General features: G+C 62.3%; 17 protein-coding genes and 1 pseudogene. 13 read left to right on the forward strand and 5 right to left on the reverse strand.

The annotated features are described in order from the left end of the window. Window positions 1-101: 101 nt before the first annotated feature. The gene (locus AB8A23_RS18995) at window positions 102-1085 is read left to right on the forward strand and encodes a zinc-binding metallopeptidase family protein (protein ID WP_439058560.1); all 984 of its coding nucleotides are present in this window, start codon (window positions 102-104) and stop codon (window positions 1083-1085) included. A gap of 75 nt (window positions 1086-1160) precedes the next feature. On the opposite strand, the gene AB8A23_RS19000 is transcribed toward AB8A23_RS18995, so the two are convergent. Then, window positions 1161-2141 carry a Bug family tripartite tricarboxylate transporter substrate binding protein gene (locus AB8A23_RS19000; protein ID WP_439058559.1) on the reverse strand — a complete coding sequence of 327 codons (981 nt, stop codon included), beginning with the start codon at window positions 2139-2141 and terminating at the stop codon, window positions 1161-1163. Between the two features lie 826 nt (window positions 2142-2967). After that, a complete protein-coding gene (locus AB8A23_RS19005; protein WP_320444328.1) occupies window positions 2968-3717 on the reverse strand; it encodes a cation transporter in 750 nt (249 codons plus the stop codon). Window positions 3718-3778: 61 nt separating this feature from the next. Here AB8A23_RS19005 and AB8A23_RS19010 point away from each other — a divergent pair, with 61 nt between their 5' ends. Together AB8A23_RS19010 and AB8A23_RS19015 are read left to right on the forward strand one after the other, a co-directional pair. Next, entirely contained in the window at window positions 3779-4171 is a 393-nt protein-coding gene (locus tag AB8A23_RS19010; RefSeq protein ID WP_439058558.1) for a MerR family transcriptional regulator, read from the forward strand. A gap of 220 nt (window positions 4172-4391) precedes the next feature. Further along, complete coding sequence (locus AB8A23_RS19015; RefSeq protein ID WP_439058557.1) at window positions 4392-4682, forward strand: hypothetical protein; 291 nt, start codon at window positions 4392-4394, stop codon at window positions 4680-4682. An 83-nt stretch (window positions 4683-4765) separates the two neighbouring features. Here the strand turns inward: AB8A23_RS19015 and AB8A23_RS19020 are convergent, their stop codons facing one another. Continuing rightward, window positions 4766-6097 carry an aspartate aminotransferase family protein gene (locus tag AB8A23_RS19020; protein WP_439058556.1) on the reverse strand — a complete coding sequence of 444 codons (1332 nt, stop codon included), beginning with the start codon at window positions 6095-6097 and terminating at the stop codon, window positions 4766-4768. 147 nt (window positions 6098-6244) lie between these two features. Between AB8A23_RS19020 and AB8A23_RS19025 the strand changes: the two genes are divergently transcribed. Next, a complete protein-coding gene (locus AB8A23_RS19025) occupies window positions 6245-6793 on the forward strand; it encodes a cupin domain-containing protein (RefSeq protein ID WP_089264656.1) in 549 nt (182 codons plus the stop codon). A gap of 21 nt (window positions 6794-6814) precedes the next feature. Here the strand turns inward: AB8A23_RS19025 and AB8A23_RS19030 are convergent, their stop codons facing one another. Continuing rightward, the gene (locus AB8A23_RS19030) at window positions 6815-7441 is read right to left on the reverse strand and encodes a TetR/AcrR family transcriptional regulator (protein ID WP_184517301.1); all 627 of its coding nucleotides are present in this window, start codon (window positions 7439-7441) and stop codon (window positions 6815-6817) included. A gap of 236 nt (window positions 7442-7677) precedes the next feature. Between AB8A23_RS19030 and AB8A23_RS19035 the strand changes: the two genes are divergently transcribed. From AB8A23_RS19035 to AB8A23_RS19050, 4 genes and pseudogenes are all read left to right on the forward strand, one after another. Beyond that, window positions 7678-7956, forward strand: a complete 279-nt coding sequence (locus tag AB8A23_RS19035) for a hypothetical protein (protein ID WP_439058555.1) — start codon at window positions 7678-7680, stop codon at window positions 7954-7956. Between the two features lie 23 nt (window positions 7957-7979). Further along, entirely contained in the window at window positions 7980-9191 is a 1212-nt protein-coding gene (locus tag AB8A23_RS19040; RefSeq protein WP_439060496.1) for a patatin-like phospholipase family protein, read from the forward strand. A gap of 66 nt (window positions 9192-9257) precedes the next feature. Beyond that, window positions 9258-9746 carry a hypothetical protein gene (locus AB8A23_RS19045; RefSeq protein WP_439058554.1) on the forward strand — a complete coding sequence of 163 codons (489 nt, stop codon included), beginning with the start codon at window positions 9258-9260 and terminating at the stop codon, window positions 9744-9746. Window positions 9747-9827: 81 nt separating this feature from the next. Continuing rightward, window positions 9828-9971, forward strand: a pseudogene (locus AB8A23_RS19050) (cupin domain-containing protein); the annotation flags it as partial. A 117-nt stretch (window positions 9972-10088) separates the two neighbouring features. Here the strand turns inward: AB8A23_RS19050 and AB8A23_RS19055 are convergent. Further along, window positions 10089-10322, reverse strand: a complete 234-nt coding sequence (locus AB8A23_RS19055) for a hypothetical protein (protein ID WP_439058553.1) — start codon at window positions 10320-10322, stop codon at window positions 10089-10091. Window positions 10323-10434: 112 nt separating this feature from the next. Here AB8A23_RS19055 and AB8A23_RS19060 point away from each other — a divergent pair, with 112 nt between their 5' ends. From AB8A23_RS19060 to AB8A23_RS19080, 5 genes are all read left to right on the forward strand, one after another. Continuing rightward, window positions 10435-10794 carry a hypothetical protein gene (locus AB8A23_RS19060; RefSeq protein WP_439060495.1) on the forward strand — a complete coding sequence of 120 codons (360 nt, stop codon included), beginning with the start codon at window positions 10435-10437 and terminating at the stop codon, window positions 10792-10794. A gap of 214 nt (window positions 10795-11008) precedes the next feature. Then, window positions 11009-12265 carry an amidohydrolase/deacetylase family metallohydrolase gene (locus AB8A23_RS19065; protein ID WP_309945776.1) on the forward strand — a complete coding sequence of 419 codons (1257 nt, stop codon included), beginning with the start codon at window positions 11009-11011 and terminating at the stop codon, window positions 12263-12265. Between the two features lie 244 nt (window positions 12266-12509). Next, window positions 12510-13982, forward strand: a complete 1473-nt coding sequence (locus tag AB8A23_RS19070) for an amidase (protein ID WP_439058552.1) — start codon at window positions 12510-12512, stop codon at window positions 13980-13982. A 69-nt stretch (window positions 13983-14051) separates the two neighbouring features. Continuing rightward, on the forward strand, window positions 14052-14999 hold the full coding sequence (locus AB8A23_RS19075; RefSeq protein ID WP_439058551.1) for a Dyp-type peroxidase: 948 nt from the start codon (window positions 14052-14054) through the stop codon (window positions 14997-14999). Between the two features lie 50 nt (window positions 15000-15049). Continuing rightward, window positions 15050-15451 carry a DUF1330 domain-containing protein gene (locus tag AB8A23_RS19080; RefSeq protein WP_439058550.1) on the forward strand — a complete coding sequence of 134 codons (402 nt, stop codon included), beginning with the start codon at window positions 15050-15052 and terminating at the stop codon, window positions 15449-15451. Window positions 15452-15499: the final 48 nt, after the last annotated feature.

Genomic DNA, 15499 nt, shown 5'->3' on the forward strand with positions numbered 1-15499 from the left:
GCCATTCCTGCATGCCGGCATCGCGCATAACAGGCACGGCCGGGCGGCGAATGTTGCGAGCGCGTTGAACCATCCCGGCCGTTTTGGGTTAGACTTCATCCATGAAACAACTGATCTGCCCCAATTGCCAGACGCGCGTCTTCTTCGAGCAGAGCGATTGCGTGCAATGCGGCGAGGCGCTGATCTTCGACACCGCGCAGTCCAATGTCGTCAGTGCCGCGTTGGCCATATCCTGTGCCAATCGCGATCTAATCGCGTGCAACTGGGCCACGGATGAGAGCGATCCGTTCTGTCCGTCCTGCCGGCTTACGCGCACGATTCCCAATCTGGTGTCGGATCGCAATGTCGCGCTCTGGAAGCGGGTCGAACAGGCCAAGCGACGTCTCACCTATGATCTGATGCGGCTCAGACTGCCCCTTGCCGTTTCCAGCGGCGCGCATATCGCGTTCGACATTCTCTCGGATGAGACCGCCGGACATCCGATCATGACCGGGCATTTGTCGGGGCTGATCACCATGAACCTCTCGGAAGCTGACGATGCCGAGCGCGAGGCGCGGCGCGCAGCGTTTCGCGAACCGTATCGAACGCTGCTCGGGCATTTCCGCCACGAGGTCGGGCATTTCTACTGGGAAGCGCTGGTCGATCAGTCGCAGCTCATCGGTCCGTTCCGGATGATCTTCGGCGATGAAACGCGCGACTATGGCGAGGCACTCGCGGCCTATCACAATCGCGCCGATCGCTCCTGGAATAGCGATGCCTTCATCAGCGAATATGCGACGTCGCATCCCTGGGAAGACTGGGCCGAGACCTTTGCGCATTTCCTGCACATCGTCTCGACGCTGGACACCGCGTCTTCGCTGCCGCTGTCACTGGACGAGCGCTCGCGTCATACGCTGGACGATCCCTATCTCGAGCGTGACTTCGAAGCATTGCTGTCGTTGTGGGATGCTGTGTCCTACAGCATGAACGAACTCAATCGTTCGATGGGAATGAGCGACGCCTATCCGTTTCATCTCACACAGGCGGTGAGGGGAAAGCTGCATTTCGTGCATCTGGCGATTCTGAAAACGCGCAGCGAAGGGTGAGGGCGGCTCTGTCATTCCGGGAGCGCGCCGGTCTGCTTCGCAGATCAGCACGTCCCGGAATGACGAGGTTGGCTCTTACTGCTCCATCTTGATCCCGGCGTCCGTAATCACCTTCTTCCAGCGTGCGATTTCGTCGGTGACGAAGGCGCGGAATTCATCCGGGGTGGTGCCCATGGGGACGATGCCCTGATCGTCGAGCTTCTTCTTCAGGTCGGGATCGGTGAGCGCCTTCTTTGCCTCCGCGGCTACGCGATCCACGATCTCCTTCGGTGTGCCTGCGGGCGCGATGATGCCGGACCAGGTGCCGGAGACGAAATCCGGCACGCCGGCTTCCGCCATGGTCGGCACGTCGCCGGCCGCCGGGACGCGCTCCTTGGCGGCGACGGCGAGCGCCTTGGCATTGCCGGACTTCACCTGCGACATCAGCGGGCCGATGACGTCGAACATCACATTGATCTGGCCGCCGACCGTATCCTGCAGCGCGCCGGACGTGCCCTTGTAGGGAATGTGTTGCAGATTGATGCCTTCGCGGCTCTTCAGCATTTCCATGGTCAGATGCGCCGCCGAGCCGATGCCTGACGAGGCGAAATTCAGCGAGCCGGGCTTCGCCTTGGCGAGTGCGATGAACTCCTTCATGTCCTTGGCGGGCAGGGACGGCGTCGCAATCAAAATCAGCGGCGCGACCGAGGTCAGCGACACGTAAGTGAAGTCCTTCATCGCATCATAGGGCAGCTTCGGATTGAGCGTCGGATTCACTGAATGCGCCGCGATCACGGTGCCGAAGGTGTAGCCGTCGGGGGCTGCCTTGGCGACGGCGTCGGTGCCGATGGCGGCATTGGCGCCCGGCTTGTTCTCGATGACGATCGGCTGGCCCAGCGCCGTCGACATCTTTTCGGAAACGAGGCGCGCCATCAGGTCGGTATAGCCGCCCGGCGTATAGGGCACGACCATGCGGATCGGCCGGTTCGGCCAGCTCTGCGCAAAGGCAGTCCCGGCGCTGCCGGCGCAGGCGGCCATCACGGCGATCACGCTCGCGGCGCGGACGAAGCTCTTCATCATTTCATTTCCTCGACTGCCGGCGCGCTCCAGAGCGGCGGGAGCGCCGTAGCGCTCGCTCTGGATCGCAGACCGTTCTTCTTGTTGTCTGCCCGTTCTGCGCCGCGACGGATGTCGCGGAATGCAGAGTCCCGTAGGCAGGCTACCGCATCGCATGGTAACGGGGAAAGTAGACGAAAGGCCGCTAACGTCTGCTGCCGCAGCGTGGAATTTGTCGATGTGAGACGCGGATGCTTGTGACCAAGGAGCATGTGACCTCCCGTGATGACGTTGTTGATTACTGTGATGCAGGTGAGGGACGAGCGTGCGCCATCCTTGCCCGCGCCTGTGCGCGTGCGTGGCCGTCCCGGTGGCCTCCCTCGAAAATGAGGGAGATGAAGCGCCGAAAGGCGCGACTTGGTAACAGTGCCGCAGCGTAGTGTCCGGATCGCCGAACCGCAGAGGCCGCGGAAACGCCTTTCGACGCTCCACCGTGGCGATTTCCGTCCCCGGGACCGTTCTTCCGGGCAAAGGCGCAGACCTCCGCAGTCCGCTTATCCCGACGGTTTCCCGCCGTTCACCAATGCCACGTCCAGCCAGCATGAGTGGCAGACCCCCGTAGTGGGGCCGGACGGTGACCCAAGGCCTCCCGAGTGCGTGAGGAAACGTCTCCCTCCCGCCCGCAGGCACCACATCCCGCCCCGCGCTAACAAGCGTCCCTGGCAACGCCCCTCGAAGTGGGACGGGATGCAATGGAATATAATCTCCTTGAAAACAACGTCAAGGATTATTTTCAAGGCCATCGCCGCGGGCGAGCACGTCAGCAATAGAGGGCAGCATGTTAGGCTCAGGAACGCTGGGACATGCCAACGGGCGCGGGCTGTTCGGAATATTCAGTCCAGGCCTGACGGAGTATCTGCACCGAGGAGGAGAGAAATATGAAGGCCATCACGGCGGCAACCGCCAGATCCGGCCACGCGCTCGACGAGCCCCAGACTCCCAGGGCTGCGAACATGACAATGACGTTGCCGATGGCATCGTTGCGGGAACACAGCCAGACAGAGCGCACATTGGCGTCGCCGTCCTTGTAACGCATCAAGAGCAGCACCGAGGCGAGATTGGCTGCCAGCGCCAGGAAGCCGATGGCGCCCATAACCTCGGCACTTGGAACGCCCAGGATAAGCGTGTGGTAGACGGTCGAACCGAACACCCATAGAGCCATGACGCTGAGCGAAAGGCCCTTGAACAAAGCCGCCGTTGCCCGCGTCCTGATGCCGGTGCCGATGACCGCGAGGCTCAGCCCGTAAGTGACGGTATCGCCGAGGAAGTCGAGCGCATCCGCTTTCAGCGCCTGCGATCCCGCGATTTGTCCCGCGATCATCTCGACAAGAAACATGATGCCGTTGATGGCAATGACCGTCCACAGCACGCGCTTGTAGCGGGGATCGACGCCGTCGAAGACCGGAACGCCGCCGGAGCAACCACATGCCTCGGTCTCGCAGGCCGCCGGGGAGACAGGCTTCGCGTTCGCCTTCGAAAAATCGATGGGCGGCGGCTCGCAGCAGGTGTCGGTGGTGCAACAGGTCTTGTCGGACATCGGCTTCCTCTCAATGTGAGACAAGCGTACAATCTCTAGCGACTAGAGGTCCAAGGGAAAAATGGATTACGCAATCGGAGAAGCGTCGCGTCTGACGGGCATCAAGGTGCCGACGATCCGTTACTACGAGGGGATTGGCCTTCTGGCCGCGCCCACGAGGACGGAGGGAAAGCAGCGCCGCTATCGGCCGGAGGATGTCGCCCGCCTGAATTTCATCCGGCACGCCCGCGAGCTCGGTTTCGAGATCGCCGATATCGCCGAATTGCTGACCCTGAGCGAGGGACCCGATCAGTCTTGCGCAGAGGTCGATCGGATCACGCGCCGGCACTTGTCGGACGTCGAGCGCCGGATCGCGCAACTCACCGCGTTACGCGGAGAATTGAAGCGCATGGTGGAAGAGTGCAGTCATGGCAGGGTCAGTGACTGCCGGATGATCGAGACGCTGTCCGGATGACACGAAGCCTGGCGGTTGCTCGCCGCGTCCGAGGTCTCGTCCTCGTGAAGATGTGATGACCGATATCGAGCGACTCTTCGCGACGTGATCGGTTGCGAGCTTTGTTGTTCGCGGTGCCCGACCGGATAGTCACAGTCGAGCTGTAGAATTGCGCGCGACGTCGACGCGTCGGCGCACTCCGACTCCGGTGCGTGCGCATCCTCAAGCCCATGAGCCCGCGATGCCGATCCAATTCCGCAAGACCTCAATCAGATCTCGCAAGCGAACACTGGGACTGGCCGCCTTCGGCCTGATCCTGGACGCGATCGTCAGCCATCCCCGCGTCGACGTGCCGGCGATGGTGAATGTCGCGATGATGTCGCGCTTTGCCATAGCGCCTGTCATGGCGTCGCTCGGCGGTCTCTCATGGACGACCAGCACAGGTTCGAGCGACACCGTTGCGCCGACGCCGGTGATGAGCGCGGATCATGTGACACGGATGTGCGCGCGGGCGCATGGCAGCGCGAGTTGATCGCAACCGGATCTCTTAAACAACAAGGCCCGGATGAAGCAGGCGCTTCATCCGGGCCTTGTTGGATCAGACGGTGTGTGGACTCAGGCGACGCGCTTGATGGCGTCGCTCAGGATCGAAACGATCTCGTCGATCTGGTTCTTCTCGACGATGAGGGGCGGCGACATCGCGAAGGCGTCGCCGCTCTGGCGCAGATAGAGGCCGCGGTTGAAGCAGTCGACCATGACGTCATAGCCGCGCGCAGCCGGTGCATCCTTGCGGGGCGCAAGTTCGACGGCGCCCATAAGGCCGCAATTGCGGATGTCGATGACATTGGGCAGGTCGCGGAGCGCGTGCAGGCTATCGCGCCAGTAGTCGGACAGCGAGGCACCGCGCGTCAGCAGTCCCTCGCTCTTGTAGATGTCCAGCGTCGCGATGCCCGCGGCGCAGGCGACCGGATGCGCCGAATAGGTGTAGCCGTGGAACAGCTCGATCTGGCTTTCCGGTCCGGTCATCAGCCCGTCATAGATCTTGCGGTTGGCGAACACGGCGCCGCAGGGCACGGTGCCGTTGGTGATGCCTTTCGCGGTGGTCATCAGGTCCGGCGTCACGCCGAAGTAATTTGCGGCGAACGGCGTGCCGAGACGGCCGAAACCGGTGATGACTTCGTCGAAGATCAACAGGATGCCGTGCTTGGTGCAGAGCTCGCGCAGACGCTGCAGGTAGCCCTTCGGCGGCGGCAGCACGCCGGTCGAACCGGGCACCGGCTCGACGATGACGGCGGCAATGGTGTCGGCGCCATGCAGGGCCACCAGTCGCTCAACGTCGTCGGCGAGTTCGGCGCCGTGCTCCGGGAGGTCCTTGGAGAATGCGTTGCGTGCGAGATCGTGGGTGTGGCGGATGTGATCGGTGCCGGGCAGTTGGGCGGACGAGAAGGCGCGGCGGTTATTGACCATGCCGCCGACCGAGGTGCCGCCGAAGCCGACGCCGTGATAGCCGCGTTCCCTGCCGATCAGGCGCGTGCGCGAGGCCTGGCCGTTGGCGCGATGATAGGCCAGCGCGATCTTCAGCGCGGTATCGCCCGACTCCGAACCGGAATTGGTGAAGAAGATGCGGTCGAGGCCGGCGGGTGCGATCTCAGCCAGACGATTGGCGAATTCGAAGGCGAGCGGATGGCCCATCTGGAACGCGGGGGCGAAGTCGAGGGTGGTAAGCTGCTTCTCAACGGCGCTGGCGATCTCGCGGCGGCCGTGGCCGGCATTGGTGCACCAGAGGCCAGCCGATCCGTCGATCACCTTGCGGCCGTCTTCGGTGGTGTAATACATGCCCTGCGCGGATGCGAACATGCGCGGTGCCGCCTTGAACTGGCGGTTGGCCGTGAACGGCATCCAGAACGACTCGAGTTGTAGCGTGTTCGGAATCTGATGAACGGTCACGGCGCGGCTCCCTTGGCTGATTCAGCATCTGGATCATGTTCGCCCGAATGCAACAAGTCCTTTTCTCGATCTGATTAACCTGTTGATTTTATTGAATGGTCCGGGTCATATTTGTTCGATCCGAAACACTCGCAACAGGGATTTGGCGTGACCATCGATCTAGGCGAACGGCTGCGCTTCGTGCGTGGGCGTCACAAGCTGTCGCAGCGTGAACTGGCCAAGCGCGCGGGCGTAACCAATTCGACGATCTCGCTGATCGAGTCCAACCAGATGAACCCGTCGGTTGGCGCGCTCAAGCGTATTCTCGATGGCATTCCGATGGGGCTCGCCGACTTCTTCGCCATCGAGCCGGACCGACCGCGCAAAGCATTTTACCGCTCCGACGAACTGACCGAGATCGGCAAGACGCCAATCTCCTATCGTCAGGTTGGCGACAATCTGTTCGGCCGTAGCCTGCAGATCCTGAAGGAGCGCTACGAGCCGGGCAGTGACACCGGACGGGTGCCGCTGGTGCATGACGGCGAGGAGGGTGGCATCGTGGTCTCAGGCCGGCTGGAAGTGACCGTCGACGAGGAGCGCCGCATCCTCGATCCCGGCGATGCCTATTATTTCGAAAGCCGCCGTCCGCATCGCTTTCGCTGCGTCGGCGCGAAACCCTGCGAAGTGATCAGTGCGTGCACGCCGCCGACGTTTTGAGGACCTAAGCTCACGCCCGGGCTAACGGGAAGTATCGATTCCTCGCATCAGCAGGTCGATACTGGCATCGGTAAAGACCGCGACGTCGATCTGCCTTCGCGTTCCAAATAGCAGTGACCACACGGTCAACAGCAGCGCCGGGCTCATCACGATCTCGGTGAATGTGCTTGCCTGCGACGGGCGGAATTCGCCGGCCGCGACTCCCGCTTCGATCACCATTCGGAACTGGTCGATGACGGGCCGCATGAACTCGTCATAGTGCCGGTCCACGAGGTCGGGGAAGCGGGAGCCGTCGGCGATCAGGAAGCGGAGTGTTTCGCGGAAAGGTCTGTCCTCGGCAATCTTGCGATACACGAAGACCATGAGTGCGCGCAGGCGCGCGTTGTATGATCCTTCCAGCGTCGCGGCATAGCTTTCCAGTTCGGGAAAGAACGCCTGGGACTTGTATCGGATCATCTCGTCGAACACGCGCTCCTTGGTTTCGAAATAGAAATAGATCGTGCCCTTGGTGACGGATGCGCGGGCGGCGACATCCTCCAGCCGGGTCGCCGCATAGCCGTTTTTGGCGAATTCCTCGAAGGCCGCGTCGAGGATCTCGATCGGTCGTTCCGCTTTTCGTCGGGCGCGCTTCTTCAGCTCAGCATTCATGGGGGCAGGATAATCGATCCCCGGCAGGGCTGCTATTGACTTTTGAGTCAGTCAATAATAGTGAGTGATTGCTCACTTAACACGCGCGGTCAAATGCATAGTGCTTTCAAAATGATGTCTCCGTTGCCAGCCGATGCGGCCGGCACCGCAGATCGGCGACGCAAGCTGATCGAAACCGTGGCCACAGCGAAAGCGAAACTGATTGTCCATCAGGCGCCCGACCGGGCGAGGGCTGCATGATGAATGCGGATAGTGACGCATCGCCGCCGCGACTATTCCGTGGTGCCCGTGTCCGGATGAGCGTTCTCGGTCGTGAGCGGCATCCCAAATACGGCGATCGCCAGGGAGTCATCGTGGGCCGCGGCTCGCCGAGCAGTTGGCGGGTGAAGTTCGACGAGCGCACGACCGTCCAGGCGATCCACCGGGACTACCTCGAACTCGTTACTCAACCCGCGGCGGCATCCCTTCAGGTTGCCCAGCGACGCGGTTCTATGGACGGGGCGTCGAACCCGTGAGCGCTCTCCTGACCGAACATGTCATGCGTGGCCGCCGTTGGCGGCCGTCGGTTTCGTTGCCTGTCCTTGCGGCGCTGAGCCTTCTGGTGGCCGGATGTTCGTCATTGCCACGGACACCGCATAGCGCCGCGGATGCATCCAGTGCGCGCGTCCTCGATCTTACGGACCTGCGCCGTTATGCGGACGAACCGGCCTCGACATTCCGAAGCGGTCAAAATCAGGTTGCGTTGCGAGGGCCTCGAACCTATCTGGCGCTGTCGGGAGGCGGGGCGGACGGCGCCTATGGCGCCGGCGTGCTGAGTGGCTGGACCGAGGCGGGGACGCGCCCGTCGTTCTCGATGGTCTCCGGTGTGAGCACCGGCGCGCTGATCGCGCCCTTCGCGTTTCTCGGTTCCGACTATGACGCGACCTTGCGTGACGTCTACACCAGCGGTGTCGCCGCGAGCTTGCTCGATGCACCCAATCCGTTCAATGCGATCTTTGGTTCGGGCTTGTTCGGCAACACGCGGCTACGCGAACTGGTGGCGAAGTATATCGACGAGACCTTCGTCGCGGCCGTCGCAGCCGAACACGCGAAGGGGCGGATGCTGTTCGTCGTCACGACCAACCTGGACTCCCAGCGGACCGCCATTTGGGACATGGGACGGATCGCTTCGCTGCGTACGCCCGAAGCACTGAACCTGTTCCGGGATGTTGTCGCGGCTTCGGCGAGTCTGCCCGTGGTGTTTCCGCCGATGCTGGTGACCGCGGAGGCGAACGGCAAGCGCTTCGAGGAGATGCATGTCGATGGCGGCGTCACCGCGCCTGTCCTGACATTGCCGGAGGCCTTCCTGCTGCGCGACGCCACATTCGCCAGGGCAGAGAAGCTGCAACTCTACGTCCTGATCAACAACAAGATCGAACGGGAATTTCAGGTCATTCCCAATTCCACCATCGAAATCGCTGCGCGGGCGTCATCGACTGTGACGAAGATTCAGACACGCTCCATCCTTTACAACACCTATGCCTTCGCTCGCCGCAACAAGTTCGGATTCAATCTGACCTATATCGAGGGCGATCGACCGCCATCGCCGATGTCCGGCTTCGACACCGCCTATATGCGCGCGCTGTTCCAGTACGGTTACGAGAGGGCGCGGGGCAATCGTCTCTGGTCGAAATCCCCGCCCTCCGACGATCAGGATTCCGTGGCGGCGTCACACACAGCAATCACGCGGCAAGTCGCAAGCGGCAACTGATGCGCGATGCGACGTTCAAACCCGGCACATGCGTGCTGAAACAGGAGTGACCTCATGAGACTTTCCATGCTTCGCAAGATCGTTTCGCCCCGCCGGCTTGCCCTGGTGTCGATCCTGCTCGCCGCCGCCTCAGGGTCGGCGGCGGCGCAGTCGCCGCCGTTCACCGGCCTTACCGGATCCTGGGCAGGCGCAGGAGCGATCTCGCTGTCCGACGGATCCAAGGAGCGGCTTCGCTGCAAGGCGACATACCAGGTCAGCAATGGCGAAAGGCGGCTCCTGCAGAGCTTGCGTTGCGCGAGCGACAGCTACCGCTTCGATCTCAACAGCGACGTGGTCAGCCAGGATGGGACCATCGCCGGAACGTGGAGCGAAACCAGTCGCGGAATCAGCGGAAGCATCGCGGGCAGGGAGTCCGGCGGCCTCATCTCGGCCGTCATCGACGCGCCGGGCTTTTCGGCCAGCCTGTCGCTCTCGACGCGCGGCAACAAGCAGTCTTTCTCGATATCGTCCGAAGGCGACATCCGGAACGTCACCATCAACATGAGCCGAAACTGATCGGGATCGTTGCTCGGAGATCGCAGGTGTTTCACAGGGGCACGTTGCGAGGCGAGGCAGGGTGCAAGTGCCAATGACTCGCGGGAGGTGAATGTCCGCGAAGAACGACGCATCCTCGCTTCCGGCGATGCCTGTTGTTTCTAAAGCCGACGCCCGCATCGCTTTCGCTGCGTCGGCGCGAAATCCTGCGAGCTGATCAGCGTCTGCACGCCGCCGACGTTTTGAGATATGCAGCCTGGATACGCCGTCCCACGGTGGGGGCGATCGCCGGATAATAGGCGATAAGCCAGTCAGCAATCTGATCGATGTCTGCGAGAGCTTCGTCTGTATAGACGACCTTCATCAGCGGTGGAATTTGGCGAAGGCGGCTTCGACATCAGTCACGGTGGCAAACCGGCCAGCATCGGCAGCCCGCAATCCGCGATCGATGCCGGCAAGTTCTTCCGGTGTTGGCTGATACGCGTCCCCCTTCACGCCGGCTTCAAGCTCGCGGGCATAGGCCGCCAGCTCGTCCTGCACATGTGGCGGCCACGTCTCGACGCGTTCCAGGATATCGGCGAGGGGCTTCGTTTTCATGGCGTCAAGGTATTACGACGGACACACAACGTCACGGGGATACCCTGAGGAACCCATCTGCCCCACCTGAATTTGAATGGCTGCCGGTGCGCCAAATCTCTATGCTGTGGGCATGTCGCGATTCATGTGTCTATCGATTGCTCTCGTCCTGTCGCTCACCTCCGCCGCTGCGCTTGCGGCGCCGGTCAAGAAGAAGCCGCCGCAATGGAAGGGCTACGGCTTCCTGCCGGGCTATCACCAGCCGCTGAATAACAGCGTTCCGCTGTTCATGCAGAAGCGCGCGGACCTGCGTATGGCCAAACGCGACCGGCGCCATTGGTATATCGACCGTACCCCGGTCTATTACCGCTGGTCCGACGGCGAGAGGTATTATTTCGGCCGGCCCGGTTTCTATCGCGGCCAGTACAATGGCGGCAGCATGGGCCCATGCTGGACGCGAACCCCGATCGGACCGATCTGGAATTGCGGCTAGGCGAGGCGGCGCATCTCGCAGCGCCGATTCCCGTGAAAGTTTCCGGTCGACGTTGTAGCGACCTTCATTAAATCATCGCAGCGACTATCTGTTGCTCCGGGTTGATCGCGGCGGAGTTCAAAAGCGCCGTGAAATCAAAATCAACGAAAGCACATTTCGAGTTCCGGCCACTATCTTCGCCCGACAGGACTTTGGTTCAGGGGCGGAGATATCAGTGGCTAAGATTTCACGACGTGATGTGTTGGCAGGTGGCGCGGCCATGCTTGGGTCGCTTGGCGCATCCGGGGGGACGTTCGGCCAGCAGCCCACCGAGAATTTCGATCTCGTAATCCGGGGCGGCGAGGTCATCGACCCCAGCCAGAATCTGCGCGGCATTCGCGATATCGGCATCAAGTTCGGGCAGGTCGCCGCCGTTGAGCCGAGCATTCCAGCGGAGCGCGCAAAGCAGAGCATCGATGCCAAGGGCAAACTGGTGACGCCCGGCCTCGTCGATCTTCACACCCATGTCTATCCCTATGGGTCGGCGATCGGCATTCCGCCGGACGAGCTGGTGCCGTTCTCGGCGACGACGACCTATGTGAGTGCCGGAGATGCCGGCGCCAACACCTTTGCCGGATTCAAGCGCGATGTCGTCGGGCATTCGCGCAGCCGGCTGTTTGCTTTCGTGCACATCTCGACCATCGGCCTTGCGGGCTTTCCCGTGGGCGAATTGCTGAACATCGACTATGCGAATGTCGATGCCGCGGCGCGCACCATCGCCGAAAATCCCGATCTCGTGCTCGGCGCCAAGGTGCGCGAGACGCTGGCTTTCGTCGGTAATAACGGCATCGAGCCGCTGAAGCGGGCCATTCTGGCCGTTGAACGCTCGGGCACCAAGGGGCGGGTGATGTGCCACATCGGCAATGCACCGGGCGATCTGTCGGTGCTCGTCGATACGTTGCGTCCCGGCGATATCCTCACGCATCCCTACAGCGCGCTCGGCAACAACACGGTGCAGAACGGCAAGGTGCTTCCGGCGCTGCTGGAGGCGAAGAAGCGCGGCGTCATCATCGATGTCGGCCATGGCGCCGGCAGCTTCGACTATGACATTGCCGAGGAAGCCATCCAGCAGGGGCTCGTGTTCGATACGATTTCCAGCGACGTCCATGTGGCCGCGGCGAACACGCCCAGCAGGCCGTATTTGCCCTGGGTGCTCAGCAAGTTTCTCGCGCTTGGCTTCTCGCTCGACCAGGTGATCGCGGCCGCCACGATCAAGCCGGCCAATGTCATCAACCGCGTGCCGAAACTGGGCACGCTGCAGGTCGGCGCGCCCGCCGATGTCGCCATTCTCGAACTCGTCGAGGGGCCGGTCGAACTGCTCGATACCTCGAACAAGCCCCGCACTGGCAAGGCCTATCTGAAGGCGGTCCAGACCGTGCGCGGCGGGGTCCCGTTCGGACGGCCGTATTCTCTGCCGTTCTCGGCAAACTGACGAGAGCGGCGCGGTGCCCGGGTGAGCGAAGCGCCACCCGGGCGTCGGCGGCTTGGTTATGGTGCCGCACGCTGACGTCCTGCTGGAATTTACCGCCGCCGCCGGGGAGGGTGACGGCGATCGCGCTTCGGCACGCTGGTCTGCCCTGCGTCTGCCGCGCGCTCAGGGCACCTGCCACGGCTTCCGAAAAAACCGCCATCCGGTCTAGGCTCGCACCAACCGAATCTCGAATTGGACGTGCGACATGACATTGGCGATGAGCTGGGACGAATGGGCCAAACACGACGCCGTGGCGCTGGCCGCGCGCGTGCGCAAGGGCGACCTGACGCCGGCCGATCTGGCGGCGCAGGCCGCCGCCGGCATCGCCAGCACCAATCCCGCGCTCGATGCCGTCGTCGAAGTGTTCGACGACGTCGTCGCCGATCCTGCCAAGGACGGTATGAATGCCGAGGGCGCGTTCGCTGGCGTTCCGTACCTCATGAAGGATCTCGGCCCGACCCTGAAGGGACGGCTGCAGGAATTCGGCTCCATGATCATGCAGGGGCACCGCCCCGCGCAGGACAGCTTCCTGACCGGTAAGATCCGGGGCGCCGGGCTCAACATCATTGGCCGCAGCACCACGCCAGAATTCGGCGTCTGCAGTTCTGCCGAGAACAAGCTCTATGTCACCCGCAATCCCTGGGACACCGACTACACCACCTGTGGCTCCTCCGCTGGCTCTGCGGCGATGGTCGCGGCCGGCGTGCTGCCGATCTCCCATGCCACGGATGGCGGTGGTTCGATCCGCATTCCCGCAGGTGTGAACGGCCTGATCGGCCTGAAGGTCTCGCGCGGCGTCTATTCGCTGGCGCCCGCGCTGTCGGATCTCTCCGGGTTGGTCTCGATCCAGGGCTGCGTGAGCCGCAGCGTGCGCGACACCGCAGCCTTCGTCGACAACTGTCGCGGCGGCGCACCCGGCGAATTCATGCCGTTCTGGTCACCGGTCGAACCCTATAGCGATCTGATCAAGCACGACCCGGGCAGACTGCGCATCGCGCTGTCGCATGAGTGGGGCGACTACAAGGCGCCGCCGCATTTCGTTGCAGAGCTGGAGCGTGTCGGCAAAATGCTCGAAGGGCTCGGCCATCACGTGGAATGGGCATTGCCGGAGGTGGATTTCCGCAACGCGTTCGCCGCGCAGACGACCTGCTACATCAGCAATTTCGCGCAGGTGATCGCCGGTCATCTGGCGCGGCTCGGTTTGGATAAACCGACCACCGATCTGCTGGAGCCGATCAACATCAAGATCTGGGAGAGCGGGCTGAACACGTCCTATACCGAGCGCAACGCGATGCAGGCCGTGTTCAACACGACGTCGCGCGCTTTCGGCGCGTTCTTCGAGCGTTACGACATCATCCTGACGCCGATCACCGCCAAGCCGACACCGAAGGTCGGCACATCGGAATATCTCACCACCAGCACCAATCCGTCGGTCCATGACTGGTTCGCCAACCTGTGGAAGAATTTCGCCTATACACCGCTCGCCAATCTGTGCGGCATCCCCGGCATCTCGCTGCCGCTGGCGTCGCAGGAGAACGGACTGCCGCTCGGCATTCAGGCGCAGACGCGTCAGGCGAATGACGGCCTGCTACTGCAACTGGCCGCGCAGATCGAGCGGGCGATCGACGGCAAGTGGAATGGCGGCAAGCTGCCGGCAAAGCATGTCAGCCGGCAATAGGCGTGTCGGCGTATCTTGTCTTCGTCGTGCTAAAGATGCGTGACACAGCGGATATCGAATGGATCGAACATGGTTTCAAGCTTACCGGCTCCCGTGTCCCAGTCGGTCGCTGCCAGGCTGACGCGGGCGGCGATATTCCTGGTCGTGACGATCAATCCCGGACCGGCCCCCGAGAAGGCGGTTCGTGTCTTGTGCGGCGACCTGTCGAGCCTGCTGCGCGGCGTGGGATTCCGCAATCTCAATGGGCAGTTGTCTTGCATCATGGGGTTCGGCTCTGACGCCTGGAGTCGGGTGTTCGGAGCGCCGAGTCCGAAAGACTTGCATCCGTTTCGCGAAATTCGCGGCGTGCATACTGCCGTTTCGACACCCGGCGACATCCTCTTTCACATCCGCGCGGCGAGCATGGATCTCTGTTTCGAGCTGGCGACGCACATCATGTCGCGGCTCGCCGGCGCGGTTTCGGCCGTGGACGAGGTGCACGGTTTCAAATTCTTCGACGACCGCGATCTGATCGGCTTTGTTGACGGAACTGAAAACCCTGTCGGTCAGGCCGCTGACGCGGCCACCCTTGTCGGCGATGAAGACCCCGGCTTTGCCGGAGGCAGCTACGTGATCGTGCAAAAATATCTGCACGACGTCGCGCGATGGAACAAGGTGCCCGTCGAGGAACAGGAGAACATCATCGGCCGGCACAAGCTGTCCGATATCGAACAGCGCGATTCCGAGAAGAAGCCGTATGCGCACAACGTCCTGACGTCGATTGAAGAGAACGGCGAGCAGCTTCAAATCCTGCGCGACAACATGCCGTTCGGCGAGGTGGGCAAAGGTGAGTTCGGCACCTATTTCATCGGTTACGCCCGTTCCCCGCAGCGCATTGAGAAGATGCTGGAGAACATGTTCATCGGCAACCCGCCGGGCACTTACGACCATCTGCTGGATTTCAGCCGCGCGGTGACGGGGACGCTGTTCTTCGTTCCCACAGCGACGTTCCTGGACGATGTCGATCCCGAGGCCTAACCGCGCTGTGCGCTCATCTGCTTACCACCAGTTGAAACAGGAGATTGTGCATGGGTGTCGATCTCTTGAACATCAAGGGGCTCAAAGAGCTGGAGCATCAGGGCCCGGTCGTCATGGTCAATCTGATGCGATTCCGCGAGCGCTCGCTCGACGGCGATGGGTCGGGCTGGGACGCCTATCTGCGTTACAGCGCGCTGACCGTGCCGATGATCAAGGCACGCGGCGGCACCTTGCTGTGGACCGGTGACGCCAAGGCCATCGCGCTCGGCGAACCGGATCACCAGCAGTGGGACTATCTGGCGCTGGTGTATTATCCCTCCGTTGCAGCCTTCATCGAGATGATGACGTCACCGGACTATGAAAATCTCTGCGACCCGCACCGGACTAGCGGCTGTGCCGAGCATGTGATCATTTGCACGAGCGAGGCTTACAGCAAGTTCAAGATCGGCTGAGGGGGATCGCCACCGGCTTTCAGCCAACCGGCGGCATCGATCCAGAAC

The organism is Tardiphaga sp. 619_E2_N8_4, assembly GCF_051810905.1.
In the GTDB taxonomy this organism is placed as follows: Bacteria; Pseudomonadota; Alphaproteobacteria; order Rhizobiales; family Xanthobacteraceae; genus Tardiphaga; species Tardiphaga robiniae.